The 23017-nt window shown below is 44.0% G+C and carries 16 protein-coding genes; 2 read left to right on the top strand and 14 right to left on the bottom strand.

Annotated features, from left to right (window positions below; genetic code table 11):
- Positions 1-8: 8 nt before the first annotated feature.
- The 3 genes from OQX62_RS08305 to OQX62_RS08295 all read right to left on the bottom strand — a co-directional run bounded on the left by OQX62_RS08305 (position 9) and on the right by OQX62_RS08295 (position 7262).
- The gene (locus tag OQX62_RS08305) at positions 9-827 is read right to left on the bottom strand and encodes a DUF4249 family protein (protein ID WP_265831006.1); all 819 of its coding nucleotides are present in this window, start codon (positions 825-827) and stop codon (positions 9-11) included.
- Positions 821-3616, bottom strand: a complete 2796-nt coding sequence (locus OQX62_RS08300; protein WP_265831005.1) for a TonB-dependent receptor — start codon at positions 3614-3616, stop codon at positions 821-823. Before OQX62_RS08300 ends, OQX62_RS08305 begins: the two co-directional genes overlap by 7 nt.
- A gap of 391 nt (positions 3617-4007) precedes the next feature.
- Entirely contained in the window at positions 4008-7262 is a 3255-nt protein-coding gene (locus tag OQX62_RS08295; protein ID WP_265831004.1) for a S41 family peptidase, read from the bottom strand.
- 343 nt (positions 7263-7605) lie between these two features.
- Between OQX62_RS08295 and OQX62_RS08290 the strand changes: the two genes are divergently transcribed.
- Positions 7606-8586: a glycosyltransferase family 2 protein gene (locus tag OQX62_RS08290; RefSeq protein WP_265831002.1), complete on the top strand. Its 981-nt coding sequence runs from the start codon at positions 7606-7608 to the stop codon at positions 8584-8586.
- Positions 8587-8699: 113 nt separating this feature from the next.
- Complete coding sequence (locus OQX62_RS08285) at positions 8700-10097, top strand: undecaprenyl-phosphate glucose phosphotransferase (protein WP_265831001.1); 1398 nt, start codon at positions 8700-8702, stop codon at positions 10095-10097.
- 61 nt (positions 10098-10158) lie between these two features.
- On the opposite strand, the gene OQX62_RS08280 is transcribed toward OQX62_RS08285, so the two are convergent.
- From OQX62_RS08280 to OQX62_RS08230, 11 genes are all read right to left on the bottom strand, one after another.
- Positions 10159-11217: an endo-1,4-beta-xylanase gene (locus tag OQX62_RS08280; RefSeq protein WP_265831000.1), complete on the bottom strand. Its 1059-nt coding sequence runs from the start codon at positions 11215-11217 to the stop codon at positions 10159-10161.
- A gap of 15 nt (positions 11218-11232) precedes the next feature.
- Positions 11233-12393 carry an endo-1,4-beta-xylanase gene (locus OQX62_RS08275; RefSeq protein ID WP_265830999.1) on the bottom strand — a complete coding sequence of 387 codons (1161 nt, stop codon included), beginning with the start codon at positions 12391-12393 and terminating at the stop codon, positions 11233-11235.
- Between the two features lie 352 nt (positions 12394-12745).
- Complete coding sequence (locus OQX62_RS08270) at positions 12746-14539, bottom strand: ABC transporter ATP-binding protein (protein ID WP_265830998.1); 1794 nt, start codon at positions 14537-14539, stop codon at positions 12746-12748.
- Positions 14517-15716, bottom strand: a complete 1200-nt coding sequence (locus OQX62_RS08265; protein WP_265830997.1) for a hypothetical protein — start codon at positions 15714-15716, stop codon at positions 14517-14519. The genes OQX62_RS08270 and OQX62_RS08265 overlap by 23 nt, the downstream gene beginning before the upstream one ends.
- A 12-nt stretch (positions 15717-15728) precedes the next feature.
- A complete protein-coding gene (locus tag OQX62_RS08260; protein WP_265830996.1) occupies positions 15729-16217 on the bottom strand; it encodes a glycosyltransferase in 489 nt (162 codons plus the stop codon).
- Entirely contained in the window at positions 16214-16657 is a 444-nt protein-coding gene (locus OQX62_RS08255) for an oligosaccharide biosynthesis protein Alg14 (RefSeq protein WP_265830995.1), read from the bottom strand. The genes OQX62_RS08260 and OQX62_RS08255 overlap by 4 nt, the downstream gene beginning before the upstream one ends.
- Complete coding sequence (locus OQX62_RS08250; RefSeq protein WP_265830994.1) at positions 16654-17538, bottom strand: glycosyltransferase family A protein; 885 nt, start codon at positions 17536-17538, stop codon at positions 16654-16656. The genes OQX62_RS08255 and OQX62_RS08250 overlap by 4 nt, the downstream gene beginning before the upstream one ends.
- Positions 17538-18638: a glycosyltransferase gene (locus OQX62_RS08245; RefSeq protein WP_265830993.1), complete on the bottom strand. Its 1101-nt coding sequence runs from the start codon at positions 18636-18638 to the stop codon at positions 17538-17540. The genes OQX62_RS08250 and OQX62_RS08245 overlap by 1 nt, the downstream gene beginning before the upstream one ends.
- A gap of 9 nt (positions 18639-18647) precedes the next feature.
- Positions 18648-19607, bottom strand: a complete 960-nt coding sequence (locus tag OQX62_RS08240; RefSeq protein ID WP_265830992.1) for a glycosyltransferase family A protein — start codon at positions 19605-19607, stop codon at positions 18648-18650.
- An 11-nt stretch (positions 19608-19618) separates the two neighbouring features.
- Positions 19619-21928, bottom strand: a complete 2310-nt coding sequence (locus OQX62_RS08235; RefSeq protein WP_265830991.1) for a GumC family protein — start codon at positions 21926-21928, stop codon at positions 19619-19621.
- A 38-nt stretch (positions 21929-21966) separates the two neighbouring features.
- A complete protein-coding gene (locus OQX62_RS08230; protein ID WP_265830990.1) occupies positions 21967-22722 on the bottom strand; it encodes a polysaccharide biosynthesis/export family protein in 756 nt (251 codons plus the stop codon).
- Between the last annotated feature and the right edge of the window lie 295 nt (positions 22723-23017).

The following is a 23017-nucleotide window of genomic DNA, read 5'->3' as shown; positions in this document are numbered from 1 at the left end:
GTTTTTTGCTATTCTGCTTTAACCAACAAATTGTATTTTAAAGTATCGGCTTGCATCGCTGTAAAAATACCTAATCCATTCTTCACATTTGTCGGCGCATTTGTTAAATTATGTGAAGATGTACTTGAATTATTGAGCATTTCTACATATTCTGTATTTACGCGCATCAATATGACCTTATATCTTCCGTAATATTTAAAAGTATTCATGGAAAGCTCGTAATTACTGGTCTGCACCGTATTCAGTTCCACACTGGTGGTCGTATCCCTGTTGAAACGATCCGAGATCAGTGATTTCCAGGTTTCCTGGTACTTGAAAACGAGAATATGATTATAAGAACCGCTATTTGTCCAGGCCACAGTAACAGGAATAAAGGCGGTCGGTGTGGTGCCGAAAGTGAACTTTGGAATAATCACCGTGTCTTTTGATACAGTTAATCCGGATGGTTTATCAGGCATTGTAGTACTGGCTGTTACGGGCAGGTCATTATAGGTGAACTGGAGACTGTAAACGCCTGTTGATTTTATAAATGTGGAGTCCTTAAGCAGGTACTGGCCGGCCTTCGCCTCTGTAAGGGTTTTTGTGACGGTGCCATCAGATATCCGGAGTGCCAGCCCGCTGATGGGAACACCGTAGGCATTGGTATCTACCAGACCTTTCTGCAGGGAAATCTTCACCTCTACATTTTTCCCGGGCAGCAGGTAGGCTTCTACCACGGGCAGGATGCTGGTATTTTCTGTAGTATCTTTTTTACAGGCTGCAAATAAACAGAGCAGCAATAGAATTCCGCGAAAGACGGTTTTAGGAGTATTATAAAGTGTTACCATTTTAAACTGAGTGTAAGGTTAGGTGTGAAACCAAGATAGTTGACGTCTGTTGAAATCACCTGATTGCCCTGAATAGAGTATTCACGGTACCAGGTGTTTGATCTGTTGTAAATATTGAAAAAAGAGAAACCAATGGTGCCTATCTTTTTAGTGTTGGTTTTGATCAGATCATAGGTAATCGCGGCATCGAGACGGTGATACGCTTTTAACCGCTCGGAGTTTTTACCACTGATCACAAAGTAGGTTTTTGTGCCTGCCCCTGCGCGGTCTATGGTGTAACTGCCTACAGGCGCTGTGTAGGGTCGGCCAGAAGCATAAATCCAGGTCGCAGTCAATGTCCAACGCCCCTCATGGAACATGTTGATGGACTTAAATTCGTGTCTTACATCCTGACTGGCAGGAAAATAATTTGTGCCATATACTTCGAACTTATTAAATGCTTCTGCTAATGTATAACCGATCCAGCCGGTATACTTACCCACTTTCTTCTGGGCCATAAACTCAATCCCTTTCGCATATCCTTTACCATTATAAAAGTTCTCTTCCAGGGTGATGGTCGCATCAGGTCCCATCATCATACCTCCGCCACCACCGGTCTGCCGCAATGAGTATTCGGTGAGACCTGTCAGTGTTTTATAATACGCTTCCACACTAAAAAGATATTTGTCAGTCTCGTAACTTGTCCCTAAAATATAATGAAATGCACTGCCTACCGGGATGGTACTGCCATTGGCCAGCACCCAGAAATCTTTGCTGCCGGAAAGGATATCTTCACGGATTACGCGGTTAGTGAACTGGTAAAAACGACCAGTAGCCATTTTTAGCATCAGTTTATCTGTCAGTGCATAACTGGCCGAAAATCTTGGTTCTATATAGTTTTTACCTGTCACGTCATAATGTGTTAAACGCATCCCCGGCTGCACGCGCAGTTTGCCAAAATTCTGCTCCAGTTCCACGTAGCCACCTAAGCTCAGGGCACGATTATATTGATTGATCAGGAAACTGGTATCGTTCTGTGCATAGGTATATTTGATATCCTGTGCAGAGGCAAAACCGCCAAAGAGGAGCTTACCACTATTGTTAATATTCCATTCCCAGTCAGATTTCGCACTGTAATCTTTCAGGTTGTTGTTCTCAAAAGTGCCGTTATTTACCGTAGCGGTTGTTCCTGTGGTATCTGTAATCGAGCTGCTCGTACTGCGATCGCGGTTACTGAAATAATTGGAATAACTCACCAGGGAATTGGAATACAATTTATTGGTCCACCGCCGCGACCATTTTGCACTGGAGCCGACATTTCCGTATGTAGTAAGATCGGTGATGCTGGAACTGTTTACGGTAGAAGATATTGCACTTGGAATACCTAAATCCCTGCTGTTATCGAGGTCATCTTTTCCGCTGTAAAAGCTGAGGGAAATGATGTTTTTATCGTCAGGCGTATAGGTGTACTTACCATTCAGGTCGTAAAACCAGGAAGAGACCTGGGTCTGGTTGTTCGCCATGCCCCCGCGGCCACCAAAACCGCCCATTCCACCCCCGCCGCCGGTAGTTGTGGTCGTGGTATTGTTAAGTTTATTAAAGATTTTATTATAAAGCGGTCCCTGGTACGACCTCCGCAGACTGAATAATACGGATGATTTATCTGATACTGGTGTTTCTCCATAAATGTTAACGCTGAGCAGACTGAGATCCACACCGAATGAGGGGGTCTTTTTATTACCATCTTTTCCGCTGATATCGGTTACACTGGATAACCTGCCACCAAATTTAGCAGAGAACCCACCTTTATATAGTTGTACATCTTTGACGGCATTTACATTAAACGCACTGTAGAAACCGTATAAATGGTCTACCTGGTATACTGTAAATCCATCAAACAAGACGAGATTCTGATCAGGCGTCCCTCCTCTTACATAAGCTCCGGAAGAGGATTCATTACTTCCACTCACACCGGGCATGAGCTGGAAGGCGCGCAGGATATCTCTTTCACCAATATTTGGCAATTCGGAAAGCTTAGAAGGTGTAAGCTGGATTATACTCACCCTGCGGGTATCGGTATTCATCACACCATCTTTTTTACCATTGATAACTACCTCGTTTAAGGCATTATCTGCCGGCAATAGGCTGATGACCAGTTTTTGCAACGCGCTTTCCGGATTAAGCCTTTCTACGGATGGTTGAAACCCGGCATAGGAAACGAGTATAGTCGCAGTATCACTGGGCACGTTCTGAAGATTGAAATAGCCGTCTGTATTGGTCACAGCGGTAATGGTAGTACCTCTGATTTTGATGAATGCCGCAGGAAGGGACTCTCCGGTAGCATTATCGGTCACCCTGCCGGCTAAGGAGAAGTTCTTGCGGGTGGGTTTTAAAGGTGCAGCGGCTTTTTCCTGCTGCTCTTTGTAGGAAATGGTCATGCTGCCCATTTCCCCGCTTTTCGACTGGGCTGCTCCTCTTCTCAACCGGCTAATATCTTCGGGTTTTTCGAGGATAAAGTAAGTGCCGTCGGGTTGCTTGGCATAATAAATTCCGTGGAACTTACAGATCTGTGAGATCACGTCTTTGACCTTCTCCTGAAAATAGTGATCGCTCACGCTGAGGAGGTGCATCTCTGACCTGTCGAACACAAACTTAATCTGATAGGTAGCAGAGAGTTCGTCCAATACCTGGTCCAATGGGGCTGTAATGAACTTGTTTACCCTTGCGGTATCGTTCTGCACGTTTTGTGCGCTGGCCTGCCGGATGAGCAGCAGGTTAAAAAATAGCAGTAAAAATAAAATTGACTTCATACGATATTTTGATATTTCGCTAAAGTGCAGCATAATTCTACGGCCAAATGTTAAATGAGGCAGAGGGGTGGAATTAGTAGATGAAATGGGGGGATTGTGCGATGAAAATAAAAATACTGTGTATTTCCGCCTGCCTACCTTTTGCTGCGCAAAACGTAGAAGGTCGGAAATATCACAGCATTTTTATTTACTTATCCGCACATGCAGGGAGGTGACCGACAGATTGGGGCATTTTGCTACGCAAAGTGTCGAAGGTCGGAAATATCACAGCATTTTTATTTAGGTATCCGCACATGCAGGGAGGTGACCGGCAGGGTTTAAAAAAGGAGGAGAAAAAAAACCGCATCGATAAGATGCGGTTTTTGATGATAAATAGTTAAATGAACCTTATCTATTTTTTAACGGTTAGCAGCATTTCTTTAACAGCGGCTTCGAGTTGCTGGTCCTCTCCTTTCAGGATTTTGTTGTAATCGTTAAGGATCTGAATATCTGGTTCCAGCTGGTAATTTTCGGTAGCGTGGGTTTCGCCGGCACCGTAAGTACCGATCATAGGGATACCGAAGACAATCCTGTTATTGATTTGTGTTTCCCACCATACGGCAGTACCCGTTCCTGCTACAGGCATTCCGATCAGTTTACCTATGCCGAGTTCTTTATAGGCGTAAGGGAACATGAATGCATCTGAATAATTACTTTCACTCATGAGTACGCAACTTGGTTTGGTCCATTTGTTTAGGGGTTCACCGCCGGTAGTGATGTGCCCTTGTGGACGCAGGGTGAAATAGAGTTTACCGCTCAGGAAAGTAACCAAGTCGTCATGCAACCAGCCACCGCCGTTGAAACGGGAGTCTACGATGAGGGCCTCTTTATCTTTGTTTCTGCCCAGGACTTTATCGAAGGTGACACGGAAGCTTGGATCATCCATACTACGGACGTGTACGTAGCCAACTTTGCCTCCAGAAAGGCTGTCTGTCAGGTGTTCCATCAGTTTGACCCACTTGTTGTAAAGGAGTGTTCTGGTTTCTACGGAAGGTTTGATAGGTTTGATGGTTTCCTCAATAGTATTACTAGCTTTTGCTTCGCGGAAGGAGATTCTGGTGAAGGTTCCGGCTTTATGGTTGAGTAGTTTTGACCAGTCTGCTGCAGCGGTAACCGGCGTTCCATCGATGTGGGTGATGACCGCATTGGCTTTCATTTTTGTGCCTGCAATATCAAAAGGACCACCGGGTATGATTTCCTTAACGAGCAGGCCATCTGTGGTGCGGGTAAGGTCGTAAGTTAAACCAAGGGCCGCAGTTTCATCTGCACCGGGGAATACCGGACTGTAACGGCCTCCTGTATGGGATGCATTCAGTTCGCCTAAGAATTCGCTCAGGAGTACCTGAAAGTCGTAATCGTTATTGATATAGGGTAAAAACTGTTTGTAATTGTTATAGTAATAGTCCCAGTCCACCCCTTGCAGTTTAGGGTCAAAGAACTTCTTTTTCACTTGTTTGAAAGTATGTGCAAGAATGTACTCTCTTTCGCCTAAGGCATTCAGCTCCATTTCTGAGTTGATACGAACGGGTGTTACCTTACCGTCGTCAATACCTACTTTCATGATGTTGCCATTGGCGAGTACGAAGAGTGCTTTACCATCTTTGCTCATTTCCAGTTCACCGCCTTGTGCATCGAGTTTGGCCAGTATTTTACTTTCATTGGTACGGGTCATGGTTACCCACAGGTCGAAACCTTTGTCGTACCTGGCAAGGAAGTATAATTTTTCTCCGTCTTTGGAAAGTTTCGCACCGCTGATTGCAGTAGAAGCCATGGTCAGGCGTTTAGTACGGTTTTCCAGGTTTTTCAGATATGGGGTGAATGGCGCTGCCGGTTTAACTGCCGCATCAGCTCCTTTTTTCTTTGGATTCTTTGGTGCTGGTTTTGTTGCCGAGGTATCTTTTTTCTCTGCTTCGGTGCGCAGTTCAAAGTCCTCTTTGCTCAACTGGAACCTGTCCCAGGTCTGCTGATCGAAGAACATCGCGTAGATGTCGGACTGACTCCCGCGACTCAGGTTTTTCATCCCGTCTTTATCGGTTAACCAGTACATGGCCTTGCCTTCCATTCCCCATTGTGGCAACTCATCGCTGAATCCACTCTCGGTCAGGTTGACACGCTTGCCGGATCCATCGTCTTTGATCAGAACCACTTCATTCTGGAACCATCCGCCACCTTCGGTGGATTGCGCAAGGATATATTTACTGTCGGGCGACCAGGTAAAGTATTGGTCACCGTCGGCATAGGAATAGTTCAGGCCTTCAGCGAGTAGGGTCGTAGCGGTTTTTGCGGCTACATCGTAAGATTTTAAAATATTTCTTTCTTCCAGGTAGGCAATCTTTTTGCCGTCCGGCGAGTAAACGCCCTGAAATTCATCTTTCGGGCCGGCAATTACGGACTCCGTTTTTAATACGGTAGCGGCGTAAAAATAAGGCTCGTTTTTATTGGCGATGGTCACCTGGTCTATATCCCATGAACCTTCGTGTTCTGCAGAATAGAGGATTTTACGTCCGTCTGGACTAAATTGCACCATCCGCTCCTGGTATGGCGTATTGGTGATACGTTTGGTGGTTGAGCCATCTACAGAGGTGACAAAGATGTCCCCGCGATAAACAAAAGCAACCTGTTTTCCATCAGGAGATACGGCCATTTCCGCAGCTTCACCACGTACGGGAAGCATCGCGATCTGGTCGGCCGCAAAACCTGCATTGAGCGTAATGTTCAATTTTTGGGGTTGCTGACCTTCCGTTAAAGTATAGATATCACCATTATAAGTAAAGACCATTTTTCCATCTGCCGAACGTGACAGGTTACGTACAGGGTTTTTCTCAAAGGTGGTCAGCTGCGTAACCTGTTCGGTATTGGCTAATGAAGATTTGAAAAGGTTCTGGTTACCATTTTTTTCGGACAGGTAATAAAAGGTATCCCCGGTGCCCCATACAGGTTCACGGTCTTCTCCTTTAAAGGAAGAAACCTTTTTATAACTGGTGTTCTTTAAATCATATGTCCAGATGTCGCGCGTAATGGCAGAAGTATGGTGTTTTCTCCAGGCATCTTCATAACCTTTTCTATCCTGAAAAATCAGTTGATCCCCCTTGTCATTATAATGGGCATATTCCATTCCGGCACTGCTGATCAGGCTGCTGTTGCCGCCTTTTACAGGTACGGTATAAAGTTTGGTAAATATAGCGTCCATCGGGAACCTTGCCGAAGAGTAAATATCGTGACGGTCGGTACCAAAGATCACCTGTGAATTGTCAGCATTAAAATCATAAGGAATATCACGGCTGGAATTGAAAGTAAGGCGGTTAGCCTCTCCTCCTGCCGCAGTCATTACGTACACATCAAAATTTCCGTAACGGTCGGACGCAAAGGCGATTTTCTGACTGTCATGGCTCCATACCGGATAACCATTATAAGAGCTGGCAATAGTGAGCGGTGTGGCATCACCACCCGTAGCGGCAACTTTAAATATATTGCCTTTGTATTCAAAAGCAATCCATTTACCATCTGGTGATACCGCAGGCTGCTGCATCCAGCGGGGTTGGTCTTGCGCCTGCCCTTTGAAACCGGCAAATGCGAGGAGCGATAATAGTACGAAGGTTTTCTTCATTGTGATCTATTGTTTAGGTAATCATTAGAATCTGGTAGCGTCCGGATTGTTACATCCCTGGTTGTAAATCTAAGGCAAAAAAAGAGGCTTGCAATAATGTTGCGTTAATTTTACATAAATGATGAAACCTGTGGCATTCAGACTCCCCGGATGATACACTTTTTCACGATTTTCACAGTTTGCTCATCACTCGTCAAAAAGCCTGTTTTGTGTAGTAAGTAGTTGCTATTTTTAATAAAAATTAGTATCAAAACAACAATTAACTATCGTATTCACATTGCTGCTAAACCGCTTGTAAGCGAAGTGGCAGCGCTGTATACGATGCTCATAAAAGCTTTCTGATATGAATATTCATGTAGTGATTTCCACCTATAACGGAGCAGCCTGGGTAGAGAAATGTATCAGCAGTGTGCTGTTATCAAGTGTGCCGGTAAAAATCAGTATAATTGATAATGTATCTGCAGACCATACAGTTGAGCTGATCCGACAGCGTTTTCCGGATGTATATCTGATCGAAAACAGGGTGAATATGGGTTTCGCCGGCGCGAATAACATCTTGCTCAGAAGGGCTTTGGCGGAGGGGGCCGACTATGTGTTTTTACTGAACCAGGATGCCTGGGTAGAACCTGATACGATTGAAGGTCTGGTCAGGGTACATCAGCAGCACCCTGAATATGGTATTATCAGTCCGATACACCTTAATGGTGCCGGGACTGCATTTGACCATAATTTCGCACATTATATCAGTCATAAAAACTGCCATAATCTTAATTCCGATATCTTCACCGGCAGACTTAAAGATGTATATGATGTGGATTTTGTGAACGGAGCATTTTGGCTGATATCCGGTGCATGTCTCACTAAAGTAGGCCTTTTTGATCCGCTGTTCCAGTTGTACTTCGAAGATATGGACTATGTCAGTCGTGCGAAAGCCTGGAAATTCAAAGTCGGGATTGCTCCTCCTTACGTGGGCTATCATGACAGGGAAAACAGATCTACACAGAATGCCCGGCAGCGGAGCGATTTCATGAGACCGCTGAAGTATATTTTTCTGATCAAAAACATCAGGAAAAGTTTCTCTGGTGCTTATTTGGATTACGCCAAATGGCACAGCAAAATTATCAGAAGATACTTATTTCGCCTCGAGATGAAGTCCTTTGTGAATGAGCTTGGACAAGCTGTAAAAGTGCTCAGGTCCTTAAAGAAAATACAACTATCCAGAAATGAATGCAAGGCTCCCGGTGCCTTTATCTATCCTACGGCCAATGTTTATGCATCTTCAGCCGCAATGGAAGAACTTTCGGTACCGCAACCTACCCAATAAAATCCTACACCTGTTAAAAACAATCAATAAACCCGCTGTGCTCTCCTGATCGTTCGATCGGAGAGCATTTTTTTAACAGCCTTTCCGGACCATATACTTAAAAATTTACAGTTATGGCTATTCAAACACGTTATATCTATTTGCTCAGAAATACCTTGCCGGTAATTGATATTACCATGGTCAACATTGTTTATTATACAGCTTTTTACCTGACGTCAGACCTGGGTAAATCAGTGTCACATGAAATCAACGAACGTTACCTTGTCGTCTGTAATCTGTTATGGCTCCTTTGTACAGTATTGTGTCAATTGTACAGCGACCAGGGTACGAGGCGACTGGAGACAATTTACCGGGCGACCTGGAGGAGTGTTATCCTGCATTTTATGCTCTTCACTTTTTACCTCCTCTTTTCGCGGGATATTGGTTTTTCCAGAACCTTTCTCCTCGTTTTTTATGGCTTGCTCGCCTGTGCATTTGTTTTGAACCGTTTTGTCGGAACATCTTTCCAGTATCTTTTATTCAAAAGATTTAATGTCACCAAAAAAGTAGCCGTAATGGGTTCTAATGAGACGGCAATGAACCTGTCCCTGTATCTGCAGCATGAGAATACACTCGATTTTCATGGTTTTGTGGGAGATGAGGATAACATTTACAGTGAAAATGAGGGTATTGCACATGATGTTTTCTGCCGCAAGCTGGCAGAAGCGGTAGCATCCGGTGTCAACGAAATCTATGTCTCCATCACTCCGCAGCGCATGAAAAATGTAAAGGCCCTGATCGCTGAAGCAGATAAACAATGTGTAAGGCTTAAGTTTATCCCGGATCTGGGCGGGTCGCTTCCGTATCCATACCGACTGAGTTATCTGGCAAACCAGTTTCCTATTCTCACTTTGCGGCATGATCCCATGGAAGATTTGGGCAACAGGTTCAGGAAACGGGTTTTCGATGTCATTTTCAGCGCGCTGGTGATTGTTTTTATCCTCAGCTGGCTCTATCCGCTTATCGCCTTGCTGATCAAACTGCAAAGTAAAGGTCCTGTTTTGTTCAAACAAATCCGGAGTGGCAGGGATGATGAACCTTTCTGTTGTTATAAATTCAGAAGTATGCGGGTAAATGAAGACAGTCACCAGAAACAGGCGACCAAAGATGATGATAGAATTACGCCTGTCGGAAAATTTTTACGGAAGACCAGTTTAGATGAAATGCCCCAGTTTTTTAATGTATTCCTGGGTGATATGAGTGTGGTAGGTCCGAGACCGCATATGCTGAAACATACAGAGGAATATGCCGCCATCATTGATCAATACATGGTCAGGCATTTTCTGAAACCCGGCATTACCGGCTGGGCACAGGTAAATGGATGCAGAGGTGAAACCCGGCAAAAATCAGACATGGAGAAACGCGTGGGATATGATATTTATTACCTCGAAAACTGGACAGGCATGCTGGACGTTAAAATTATCTATATGACGATGATCAATCTGATCAAAGGCGATGATCATGCGTATTGAGGAAATCAGCCTACAGGGCTGTTATATAAACATAGACATCAGGACATATAGATATCTCAGTTCATTGCCCCGATGTCTGCACAGCTTTATAAGCTGGTTTAGGTTGATAATTATGGTCAAATAATAAAGGCGCATCAGCATCCGCGTCTTTTGCATTCCGGTAAGAGTCCTGATCTCCGATTCCCCATAAGGTTATACCAAATCGTTGTCGCGCCGGCACCGTCTGATAAATGGTAAAGATTTGCCGGTAAATAGCCGCCTGTTGAGTGGCCGATGCCGCAGCAGTTAATAACGGCTCCCCTTTTTTACTGCGTACAGAGACATCAAGCTCAGACAAGTGTAACAGTAAACCTGTTCGGACAACTGCCTGGATACTTTTTTGCAGTTCCGGAATGGGTATCCGGAGCGAGGTATGTAACTGGAAGCCAAGACCATGTATAGGTATATGCTCCCGCTGTAACCCGCCCAGCCATTTGAGTATCGCTTTCATCTTCTTACCATTATATTCCTGACCGTAATCATTGTAAAACAATAAAGCAGCAGGATCTGCTTCATGTGCATAGACGAAACAACGCGCAAGATAATCCGGCCCCAGTTTTTGCAGCCATATGGTTTTCCGCAACGTGCCATTGTCGTTAAATGCTTCATTGACGACATCCCATGAGCTCACTTTTCCCTTGAAATGGCTCACCACTGTCTGTATATGCTTTTGAAGCAGCTGTTCCCAGGCTACACTATCGCCCTGAAACTCCATTACCCATTTCGGATTGTTTTTCGGCCAGTTCAGCGCATGACCATGAATACGGAGTTGATGTTTTACTGCAAAATCAACGAGCTGATCTGCATCCGACCAGTTAAAAATAGTTGCTGAGGGATGGAGTGCTTTAAACTTCATCGCATTCTCTGCGGTGATGCTGTTAAATTCCCGGATCAGGATTGCGCGGTAGCGGTTATTGTTGAGCAATGGCCTGATCTTTATTGCCGCACCTACAGGAAAACCCAGTCTGTACTTCAGCCCGGTATCGGCAGCCATACAGACTGGGTTTTTATTGGTAATGGCCATGGCATCCAGGCTAAGTATAATCCATAATAAAGTGCTGATCAATGCCGGATACTTCATGTCATCATAGTTTAATCAGATACCTTTTCCTGCCTCTATTACAGCTGTATATGCGGGTTTAGCGGCATAGTTTTTATCAAACAATAACGGGTAATCGTGGTCAATGTTTGGATAATTATTATTATAAAACGAATTTCTGTCAGACACTCCCCAGGTAGTAATACCGAACTGCTGTTTGGCCGGAAGACTAAGGTATGTTTTCACTATTGCCTTGTATTTAGCAGCCAATGCTGTATTGATTTTTGCAGACAGGGCAAAGTGTTCCGGCTGTCCGTCCCGCACTGCGATATCCAGCTCAGACAGATGGATCAGCAAGCCGGTATTCTTCAGTTTAACCAGATTCTCCGAGAATCGGCCTATGGATAAATTGAGATTGGTATGCATCTGAAGCCCGAATCCATGCATAGCGATCCCTCTCTTTTTGCAATTAGCAGCCATGTTGATGATCGCCTGCAGTTTCGCTCCGCCAAATTCCTGTCCATAGTCGTTATAAAACAAAAGTGCCCTGGGATCTGCTTCCTGTGCATACTGGAAGGATTTGTACAGGTATTCTTCTCCCAGCTTTTTATACCAGATATTGCTTTTGTACTTCCCGTTATTCTGGAAGGCTTCGTTGACCACATCCCAGGAATTTACCTTACCCTTGAAATGTCTGACAACCGTCTGGATATGTTCCTTCAGCAATTTCAGAAAATCATCTTTATTACCTTTATAATTCACTACCCAATCCGGCGTGCGTCCGTCTTTTCCCCAGATAAGTGTATGACCATGAACGCGCATCCCATTGGCCTGCGCAAAGGCAACAATGCCATCTGCTTTTGTCCAGGTATAGGTATCTTTTGAAGGATGGAGTGCGCCAAACTTCATACTGCTTTCAGGTGTTACACTGCGGAAATCCTTTTTCAGGATATCGATATAAGGTTTATCCTCCAGCCGGTCAACCACCACTGCAGCACCAAAAGGAAAAGAAAAAACCGATTTCAGGGTGGCATTTTTACCCGTGCTTTTTGCACTCAGCTCATCTCCGGAAGCAGTAATTGCCGTGCTGTCTGCACCATCTTTAACGAGCTCATCCTCCAGGGAAGATTTGCACTGATAGAGACCTGAAATCAACAATAGAAAAATGAGAGAAACGAAAATTTTTAACTTGTTCTTTTTGAGGTTTTGATGTTGCATTTTCAACTAAAATTTTAGAAATGAATATTAATTGACCACAAACCTATATCAAATCTGTTTAAAATGATACGTATTTATACGTATACAGCTACAAAACAGGTATTTAACGCAAAACAACAGAAGAATTATTCGTTTCCGTTTACTAAAGGAAATTAATAATTAATTTGAGCGGATTAATCCTTAAAGAGATAGTTGAAATCTGATGAAACAGCTGCTAAAACGAGATAAAATAGAGTTAATCAGCATAATAAGAATGTAATCCGGTTAAGCTGACATTAAGTAATTAGAATGTTCAGTCCAGCAGTTAATTCAAACATAAATTCTCAGCAAATCATTTTTTTTTGTTTGAACATCAGATTTGTTGTAGAGACACCATCCTTTTGAACCTTACGGAGAGATCCATGAGTTCATGAAAGGTTCCGCTATAACTGAGCTGACCAGCTTCCAGCATATAAATTTTATCCGCTTTTTTGATGGTAGACAAGCGGTGCGCAATGATGATCATCGTGTAATTTCCCTGCAACTTCTCTATATTCTTCTGAATGAATACTTCCGTCTCTGAATCCAATGCGGAAGTCGCCTCATCAAGTATCAGAATATCCGCTTCTTTATACAATTCACGCGCGATCGAAATCCTCTGCCTTTGTCCACCGGAAATCAGCATCCCCTTATCTCCCAGATTGGTCAGTTCTTTATCCTGCAGGGAATTCACGAAATCAGTGAGGGAGGCTATGGCTATCACTTCCCAAAACTTGTCCAGGTTCTCTGCATTCTGATCTGCCCAGAAAGTGATGTTATTAAACAAATTGTCCTTAAAGATGACCGGTTCCTGCGAGATATAACCTATTCTGTTTCTATAACTGTCCAGATTGTACGCATTCAGCGGAACACCATCAACCAGGATTTGTCCCTTTCCCAGCGGCAATATTCCCGTAATGATATTGGCCAGCGTAGTTTTTCCTGAACCACTTTCCCCGACTAAGGCGATGGTATGATTTTTTGGGATATCCATGCTGATGTCCGTCAGCACCTGCTGCCCGCCATAACTGAAACAGAGATTCCTGATCTGGATAGACGAGTCAAATCCGGTAAAGGGCTGATCGCCCTGCGGTTCCTGCCACAATGCCAACTCATCAGTTAATGCCTTAACGGAATGTATAGCCCCGACAAATTGCAGGAAATTCTGCCAGGAGTTCTGGAAGTTCATCAGGAAGGATAAGGCCCTGTAAAACAGGAGCAGACTCAGGATGATTGAGCCGAGGTTTCCACCCATCCAGCGAATCTGCACAATAATCACAAAAACGACAATCATCATCACCAGCGGTTCACGGATGCTGGCGGTTATCGCCTGGTAATAGCCGATCTTCCTGTTCAGGAATTCGGTTTCCTCGATCACTTCCCTGATCTTTTTTGAAAAGCCACGGAACTGATTGGTGGCCTTGAGATATTTAAAGTAATGTACAGCCTCTATTAAGTGCGAATTGAAGATATCTCCTTTATCGGAGATCTTTATGGATGATGCTTTTACGGCTTTGACGATACCGCCAAAGATCAGGTTGGACAATACGGAACCTACTGCAACCAGGAATGCGAACTGCCAGTTGGCCAGAAAAGCCATGGCCACATAGGTCAGCAGCATGGCCACGCCGCTAACGGAATTGAGGTAATGGGTTAAAGCCTGACTCAGTTTCTGAACTTCGGCGGTCACAATGTTCTGAATCCTCCCGGCATCCTGTTTCAAAAAACCTGTATAACTTAAATGCTGCAGCTCGTCCGTCAGTGTATACCTTATTTTTTTGATAAATCCCTGTTTTAAACTCGCCTGAGAGTTGAGCTGAATAAATTTCATTCCTCCTTTGATGATGAACAGCACCGCCAATGCGATTAAAACAGTGTAAATATTGAGCGGAATGTTCAGGTAAGCGAAGAAATCGGTAAAGACATGCAATTTGCCCATCGCTTCCCTGGAATGATTGGCATTGCTATCTCCCATTGCCTGTAAGAGCGGGATAAACATGGCTAGACCAACGCCGTCAAAAAAACTAACAAGGATGCTTTGCATGATATCTAACAGCAACCGGAAGCCGAGCGTTTTATAAAAAAACCGATAATAGCTGAAAAAATTATAGTTTGGGCTGGTTTTCATCTGGATAGGGATTTAATTTAGAGCGGAATGGACGATTATGGAAAACAAGGTTGGTAGTCATAAGAAATACCATACTGATAGCGAAAAAGAGATTGTTGAAGGAGGATACGGAAAGCCCGTTGATCAGTACAATGGCAATAAAGACAAGCGTAATGTCTTTCCTTACTTTACTTCTGATCAGCAGCTGGTAAGTTGCGGTAATGATAAAAAGAAATCCTAATACGCCATGGTCATATAAGACCCTGAAAATAAAGGAATGGAGAATTACAGAATAACAGGTGCCGTCTCCCGCATAGCTGAACAGGTTTTTGAAATAATTCATCATGCCACAGGAATAGCCATTGAGCGGGGTGATCCGTTCGGCGCCGACCAGCCACTGCAGCAGGTTCCAGTCATCCACATTGGTCCACCAGATCAGCATAAACCTGTACCTGTCTATTTCTTCCAGACTTCCTGCACGGGCGGTGAAAATATAATAAGCCACGATTCCTAATACTGCGATTGCACCCGGGATCAGGAATACACGCACTTTTTTAAATGAATCGTAGATCACAAACAGTACGAGCACACTGTACATCAACAAGGAAGACCGGGAAAGGGAAATGACGGTGATGATCCCCAGCAGTATCAGCAAATGCAGATATTTTTCTTTGGTAACCGTATAACGGATCAGGTACAAAGCATATAAAAACATCAGCTCAAAATTATTTTCCATGTAAATGACAGGACGCAGGTCCAGTCCCAAACCGATCATGAGCAGGTATTTGAAAAAGAAAATCAGGTATAACAGTAAGCTGAAATTATTTACACCGCTGAAAGACATCAGTTTTTTGTTTACCAGGAAGGTCAGAAAGAAGAGATAGAGAAACGATTTATAGATCTGCAGAAAGTCGAGCGCATTCGCCCCTTTATAATTCACCGCATACAACCAGGAAAAAACGATATAGATAAACAGCGTGAGCCGCATGGCCACGACCACAGAGAGGGACTTATTCCTGGTCCATAAATAAGCAGCGACAGCATAAACCATCAGTAAAGCCTCCAGGATATAATTCGTAAACTCTGCCTGATGCCTTTTCATCAGGAAGGCAAAGGAAATCAGGCCAAGACTGATGAGGCTGATAATGAAGGTATCTTTGAAAAATACGGATTTAATACTCCTGCCATGATGCTCCACAAATGCTCCTCTTTAAGTGTTTAAAATAAATCCGCGTATGGAATCTGTTAAGGAGCCTGACGCATGACGGCCAATAGAGGCGGCTGTACCTTTGTCCTTTTGTTGTACAAAAGCCAGAACCTTCTCCTTCAGTTCCCGCTCGTTATAGGCAACCGGCACATAACCCAGCATTTCCATTTTTCTGGCGCCGTCTATCTGGTGGTCATTCCGGTGTTCACCAAGGCTGGCCACACGGGGAATGACAATAATGGGTTTGCCATAAGTGAGTGCCGAGACGATTGATCCCATACCAGCGTGACTGACGATGAGCCTGGCTGCGGTAAAAATCTCATTGTATGCTGCAGGATGTAAAAAAGTGACAATCCTGAGGTTCCTGGTTTTGAAATCAACGCCAGCTGCCTGCACGATAATCTCCTCACCGCCTAACTCATCAGCGATATCATCCATTGCTTTAACCAGTCTGTTAAAGGGGGCCTGTGTACCTGTGGTTACAAAAATCATGATAATATATTTCCAGCGTAAATAATTCTATGACCGGCTAAATCCGGCCACTGTGTATATGTTTTATCGGCAATTCTCAATGCAATCCTGCCGCTCAATGATAATTTCTCGGCATTGGCCACACTGTCTATCCAGATCGTTTTGCTGCCTAAAATTTTGCCGGCTATTAATGTCAGCAGCCCCGGAGCGGCACCAGTAGTGATGATGACGTTCGGCTTCTCCTTTTGTACAATCTTCAGTGCCTTAAAAAAGGTCTGCAGCAGTTTTAGCTTATTCCACCTGCTTGCGTCGGGTATATAATAAAACTTATTTCCGGATACGGTGGTGGACAGACTTTTTACCGTAGACACAAATACAACTTCCATTCCCTCAAATGCAGGTAAGAGGCGTAACAACTGGACCCAATGGCCGCCGACAGATGCAATAGCGATGACTTTCATATGAGATCATTAGTGTATAAAAAATCATTTTTCCATCTCTTCCGCATAAAGGACCGTACTATCCCCGCCTCTTCCCTGCTCACCATTTTCGGCTGAAACAGGCTCGCCTTTAAACCGTAGTATAAATAAAGCAAGCCATGATAAGGCCCCCGGTTTTTAGTGAGCTTGAGGGACTTCAGCAGGTACATGTAAAAAGGATAACCCATATTCCTGTAACCAAAAGCTTCCCGCTTCAATCCCTTTTTTATCCCTCCCTCGGCCGATCTGGTCTGCGTTGGATAGAGATGCAGGATTTCCTGTTCGAAAAACTTCTCTGTGATGTAGTTTTTGGCACGTGCCAGTATATCATCAATTCCATCCCACCCTTTGAAAGGTTTGAGTCCCCCGATCTCTTCCAGACAGGCCTTCCTGTAGAACTTGTTCGGCCCCTGCGTATGCCAGCGATGGTTCGATTCAATCACTTTTTTTCCTTTGTCCAGGATGAAGGTGACTCCGCTGGCGATACCCAATGTTGGGTACCTTGCAAACTTATCCATCAAAAACTCGAGGTAATCGCTCCGCTGGATCACCAGGTCGGCATCCAGTTTCGCTACGATATCCCATTTGATCTTTAGTTTTACAGCCAGCTGCAGTCCTTCATTAAAGAGGTCTACAATGTTATTTCCCGTTGCCCTAGCTCCGGTATTGCTCTTCCTACGGTGGTAATGTATAAAATGATAACGCTTTTGATATTGCTTCACCAGTTTCGGGGAAAGATCATCAGAGCCATCATCCATCATCAGCCATTTCACAGGATGATAACTTTGCATGACAATAGATTCCATGGTCCTTAGAATGGAATCCTGTTCGTTTTTAAAAGGGGTGATGATGAGCAGATCCATTATTTTTCAATTAAGTCAGTGAACAATTGATTGTATTTCCGCATGATATTTTCGGTACTGAACTCTTTGGCCCTGGCTACCAGTGTGCCTTTTGGGATAGGATGATCAAGAGCAAATTCCATCCTCTCAGCTAGTGCGGCAGTATCACCCACAGGAACGAGATAACCATAAGTGTCTTCCAGTATTTCTGCAGGGCCGTAATCGCAATCGGTGGACACTACCGTTGCACCGGCAGCCAGGGCTTCCACCAGTACGACGCCGAAACCTTCATAATCCGAAGAAAGCACAAAGAGATCTGCCTCCTTCATCCAGGATACAGGATTCAGCTTAAAACCGGGCAGCTGAATCACATGCGATAAACCCAGGCGGTCAATCTGTTGCTGTAAATCCTGCCGCAAATGGCCTTCGCCAATAATCAGCAATCGCGCCGTTCTCTTTTTGGAGAGCAGGTGCATGGCCTCAATCAGCAGCTGATGGTTCTTGGCTTCAGTTAACCTGCCTGCACTGATGATCAGTGGGATGGCCTGCGGCCCCAACCATTCATGCTTCACTGATACCGACAGCTGCTCCTCCAGCAAATTGGAATAAGCAGGATTAAAGATGACGGTTATTTTATGCTCAGGGAGCAAAGCAACTTTCCTCAGCTTATCGCCCAGTCCTTTCGAAACGGCTACAATTGCATCAGCATAGCGGTAAAGAATCGGAATGGATAAAAAGGAAAGCTTGGATAAGCTAAACTTCATGTGCTTAAAAAACACGATTGTATTGTTATGTTCCGAAATGACGATTTTTGTTTTTGTACGGGAAAATATTTTGTACAGCAGCGTCAGCGTATTCAGATCTGGCGTCGCACTAAAAAGCAGTTCAAACTTTTCCTTTGTCAGTATAGTCTTTAAGGAACGGTATAAACTGATCTTACTCAGCGATTCGAAATAGATCACCTTCACTGCAGGATGCAATAGCTCATGGTATTCGCCTTCCCTTTTCATCAGGATAAGTGACACGTCGTGGCCCTGCTCAGCAAAGTAATTCGCACAATTCACGATCACTCTCTGAATGCCTCCCTGGTTCAATTGCCTGTAGAAAAACGCGAGTTTCATATATACAATTTAGCCCTCCGCCCTGTTTTTTGAGAAAGAACTGAGGATGTCTCTCGATGAATATTTTAACCTGTTATAGACCAGTTTGCCCAGCAATAAAAAGTAACCGTTTGAATAGTTCATTTTCCTGATCAGCGCATAATCGGGCTTATGCCGGTCTATGAACTGACCACGGATAATACTGTAAATGCGCCTGTTCTGGAACCTTCTGATGGCAGCGATCAGTTGCTGATCACCCGAGTACTGAATTAATCCTTTGACAAAAGGTGTAAACAGAAACGTGGTATCTCTCTGCACCTGTCTGGTGACCATGTTCACGGCATCCAGGTAATAACAGGACAAAACCTTGTTGATCCAGATATTTCCTTTGCTGTACCATAAACACCTGATCCAGGTATCCACGTCGCCCCCACGCCTAAAACCCGATTCAGGGAAAAGACCGGCACGCACTATCAGGTCCTTTTTAAAAGTCACGGCACCTGTCCACAAAATGTGCTGGTGATTAAAGAAATCAAGTATAGAGAAATGGCGAAAGCTATCCTGGTAATTTTTCCTGGAGGTAGTATCCAGGATTTTACTGCTGGCATCTATACTGTACCATCCCCAGGTAACACATTCCAGCTCCTGTTCCTGATGGGCCATGATGGTATCGTGAACGGTCTGCAGCAATTCAGGCTTCCATTCATCATCCGCATCCAAAAAGGCAACCCATTCATATTTTGCCTTTCCGATACCCAGATTTCTGGCTGCATAACCACCAGGCCCCGGTACGCTGCGGTGATACAAGCTGAGCTTCGGATGGCTGAATTCCATTAACTTTTCCGATGATCCGTCTGTAGAGGCGTCATCAATCAGGATCACTTCAAAATTCGGATAAGTCTGCTGCAGTACGGAGTGAATAGAGCGTTCCAGATGGGGAAGCTTATTATGTACCGGAATAATCACTGAAAAATAAGGTAATGTGCTCATAATTTTATCCTTTATTTACCATATGTGCCATAATTTTGAGAGTAACCCGTGTGGTAACCACTTCCTGCGGTGGTCTTGATGTCGTTGACCAGGATTCCCAATTTTTTCATCCGTTTATTTCTGTGCATCTTCTCAACGATGGCGATTTCCGATTTCCTGGTATGGTTTTGCCTGACCACGTAAATACAGAGATCGGTGAATGCAGTCAGTAATTCTGCATCGGTGACTACACCTATGGGCGGTACATCGATAATGATATAATCAAAGATGCTGCGCAGCTCTCCTAAGAATGCTGAGGTACGGTGGCTCATCAATGTTTCTGCAGGATTTGGCGGCAGGATACCCGCACTCACCAGGTACAGATTTTCATTAATAGAGAGTCGCTGCAGAATATCGGTGGTCTTCAAATCCGGATCGGCCACATAATTGGTAAAACCAAAGTCGGGCGACAAGCCCAGTTTTTCTGAAAGGTTAGGTTTCCGAAGGTCCAGTTCCACCAGCACTACTTTTTTACCCGTTATTGCCAGTACATTCCCCAGGTTTACAGTGGTAAAGGACTTTCCCTCACCAGGCATCCCGGAGGTAACCAAAATCGTTTTATCTTCTGGCTGTTTGATCAGGAAACTCAGGGTAGTCCTGAGTGCCCTGAACTGCTCCGCAACCGGGGAGCGCGATTTATTGACTACCACCAGGTTACCGCTATTGGTATTGTGTCCAATCTCTCCGATAACGGATACATGGGTCCTTTTACTAATATCTTCCCTGGAGTCGATCCTCGTATTCATTAAAAACTTTCCGTAAATCACGCCTGCAGGAATCAGTAAGCCAAGTAATACACCTGTCAGATAGTATACCGGTTTTTTAGGTGAAATGGGTGAAATTTCTGCCTTTGGCGGATCTACATTGCTGGAATTCGGTGTATTGTAAGTTTTTGAAATGGCCGTCTCCTCTCCTTTTTGCATTAAGTATATAAACAGCTCCTCTTTAATTTTTTGCTGCCTGGCCAGATCAAGGTAGTTACGCTCTTTTGCGGGTACGTTTTGCACCTGACTTTCGGCACTTTTTATCCGGCCGGAAAGGTTATTTCTGGTGATCTGTAAAGAGTTGATACTGCTGTTTAAACTGGCCAGCATATTGTTTCTGGCATCCACAATCTGTTTATTGAGGTTAACCACAACTGTACTCGTCTCGGTTGCGCTGATGAGTCGCCTGTCACGTTCCAGTAACAGTGAGTTGTATTTTTCCACCAGGGTATTAAACAGCGGATCAGATACCATTATCGTACTCGGGATAATGCTGCTGCCACTCACCTGCCTTTGCATATACTGCCGCAGGCTTGTGACCACACTCAGTTGTGTTTCCACCTTTGCCAGTTCATTCACTAACTGGGAATTATTTGCAATGAGCAGACTGGATTGTTCGGACATTTCTGTAATCTGATTTTGCTGTTTGAAACCCTGGATATTTTCTTCCAGGTCGCCCAGTTCCCCGCCCAGGTAACTCAGCCTGTTTTGAATAAAGGCATAAGAACTATCCGCAAGCCTGTTCCTGTTGTCCAGGTTCGTCTGCACATAGGTATGAATCAGGTTGGACAGAATATCTTCGCCCAGTTTAGGTACGGGATAATTAAAGGTGATATCTATAATTGCAGCAGTTTTATTGGGCACCAGTACAGTCATGCCCGCAACGAGCGCCTCTACTTTCTGGTCAATCGAGGTGATGTCGAAACGGTAATCCGCATTTAAATCCGGCCCTTTTTCTGTCTTCAGAATCTGTATGACCCCTACGCCCTGAATTTTAATCGGTTTGCTGTAGAAAGTCATGATATGAAGATTTTCGCTAGTCAGCTCAATTTTACCCTTTGGCAGAAAGTTCAGTTCAAAAGTAGTCGGGTAAATCGTATCTGCCGGCTGTACAAGATCTACCACAAAAGGTGCTGAATAAAGTTGTTTATCCCGTAGCAGGTCTTTCACATAATAGGTAATATTTAATTTCATCTCCTTTACTACCTGTTCCATGAGGTAACGCGTGCGGAGTACTTCGGCCTCTGTCTCCACCGCTGTGCCCGAGCTGGTACTCAATTCTCCCAGCTTCTGCACATCGGAAGAGGCTGCTCCTTTTTTTGGATCATTGATCAGTACGGTGGAATGAATGACATGGACGGGTGTCTGACTATTTGCCAGATAAAATGCGAACGCTCCGCAGACAATAACAGCTATTAAAAACCAATACCATTTTGCACGGAATTTCTTCAGCAGATTTTCAAGTCCCAAATCCTCATCAAACTCATCCATAACCTGGTTATATTTATTTTTACTCATACTATTAGGTGTTGTTTAATGAAAAGCGCTACTGTGAATCAGTTCAGCCGCGTGAATATTAACACGATCGTTGATATCGCCGATATCAGTACCGCTGCAGTTGTTCTTGCCCCGGCATTTACAGAGATGACCTTAGCTTTATTCGGTTCTACATACACGATATCATTCTGCTTCAAATAGTAAAAAGGGTTATTAAAAATATCAGTTGTATTCAGGTTCAGCCGGCCAATTTCCTTTTTGTTATTCAGCTCCCTGATTACCGTGATGTTTTCCCTTTTACCATATATGGTTAAGTCGCCCGCCAAACTCAGCACATCCAGAATATTCACCTTCTCATTCGATACATTATATGATCCCGGCCGGTTCACCTCCCCCAGTACAGATACTTTGAAATTCGCGAACCTGACCGATACCGCAGGATCCTTTAACTCTTTACGCGCCAGCTTCGTAATTCGCTCACGTGCTTCAAATGTGGTCAGTCCGCCTACTTTTACTGTTCCCAGCTGTGTAATTTTGATTTCGCCATTTTTATCCACTATGAAACCCGTGATATCCTGCCGGAAGGTTCCATAGGTCAATATCGTGGTGCTGGGCTGGTTAACTATTGCCGTGCTTTGCGGATCTGTGGTGTTAATAGTAATCGACAAAATATCATCAGGCTGGATAATTGGCTCAGTAAATTTCGCCACAGTTTCCAGTTCTGAGCGTTTTGCGGGCGATAAATCCTGAAAATAGGTGACATTTTTTGTACTTACACAAGATGAAATGAGACAAATTCCCGTTATTCCTATCATTATTTCCCGGATTCTTTTCCTATTGAAGTCATGTATCATGCAATGCTGTATTTATATAAATGTTTGAGGTTAATTCTTCAATAAAAGGCCCTGTGTTTGCCGTTATTCGGTAAATATTAACTGTTATACTCTTTAAAATTAGGCACTACAGCACAGAGAAAAGAAGGAATAATGATTGTGATGACCAGATTGAGTAATGGTGGGAAATATTGAGAAAAATTCTGGCACATAAAAAAAACAGCTGATTCCTTTGGTTAAAATAACCCGGGAATCAGCTGTTTGAAAAGTACTTATA

Source organism: Pedobacter sp. MR2016-24 (assembly GCF_026239655.1).
In the GTDB taxonomy this organism is placed as follows: Bacteria; Bacteroidota; Bacteroidia; order Sphingobacteriales; family Sphingobacteriaceae; genus Pedobacter.
The sequence above is the reverse complement of the archived record's forward strand: the minus strand, read 5'-3'. Positions and strand labels throughout refer to the sequence as shown.

Bases quoted from the DNA above. Each gene is read 5' to 3' on its own strand.
- OQX62_RS08300 (WP_265831005.1), bottom strand. From the start codon at position 3,616: ATGAAGTCAATTTTATTTTTACTGCTATTTTTTAACCTGCTGCTCATC.
- OQX62_RS08285 (WP_265831001.1), top strand. From the start codon at position 8,700: ATGGCTATTCAAACACGTTATATCTATTTGCTCAGAAATACCTTGCCG.
- OQX62_RS08230 (WP_265830990.1), bottom strand. From the start codon at position 22,722: ATGATAGGAATAACGGGAATTTGTCTCATTTCATCTTGTGTAAGTACA.
- OQX62_RS08280 (WP_265831000.1), bottom strand. From the start codon at position 11,217: ATGAAGTATCCGGCATTGATCAGCACTTTATTATGGATTATACTTAGC.
- OQX62_RS08250 (WP_265830994.1), bottom strand. From the start codon at position 17,538: ATGGATCTGCTCATCATCACCCCTTTTAAAAACGAACAGGATTCCATT.
- OQX62_RS08245 (WP_265830993.1), bottom strand. From the start codon at position 18,638: ATGAAACTCGCGTTTTTCTACAGGCAATTGAACCAGGGAGGCATTCAG.
- OQX62_RS08240 (WP_265830992.1), bottom strand. From the start codon at position 19,607: ATGAGCACATTACCTTATTTTTCAGTGATTATTCCGGTACATAATAAG.
- OQX62_RS08295 (WP_265831004.1), bottom strand. From the start codon at position 7,262: ATGAAGAAAACCTTCGTACTATTATCGCTCCTCGCATTTGCCGGTTTC.
- OQX62_RS08290 (WP_265831002.1), top strand. From the start codon at position 7,606: ATGAATATTCATGTAGTGATTTCCACCTATAACGGAGCAGCCTGGGTA.
- OQX62_RS08260 (WP_265830996.1), bottom strand. From the start codon at position 16,217: ATGATTTTTGTAACCACAGGTACACAGGCCCCCTTTAACAGACTGGTT.
- OQX62_RS08305 (WP_265831006.1), bottom strand. From the start codon at position 827: ATGGTAACACTTTATAATACTCCTAAAACCGTCTTTCGCGGAATTCTA.
- OQX62_RS08270 (WP_265830998.1), bottom strand. From the start codon at position 14,539: ATGAAAACCAGCCCAAACTATAATTTTTTCAGCTATTATCGGTTTTTT.
- OQX62_RS08275 (WP_265830999.1), bottom strand. From the start codon at position 12,393: ATGCAACATCAAAACCTCAAAAAGAACAAGTTAAAAATTTTCGTTTCT.
- OQX62_RS08255 (WP_265830995.1), bottom strand. From the start codon at position 16,657: ATGAAAGTCATCGCTATTGCATCTGTCGGCGGCCATTGGGTCCAGTTG.
- OQX62_RS08235 (WP_265830991.1), bottom strand. From the start codon at position 21,928: ATGAGTAAAAATAAATATAACCAGGTTATGGATGAGTTTGATGAGGAT.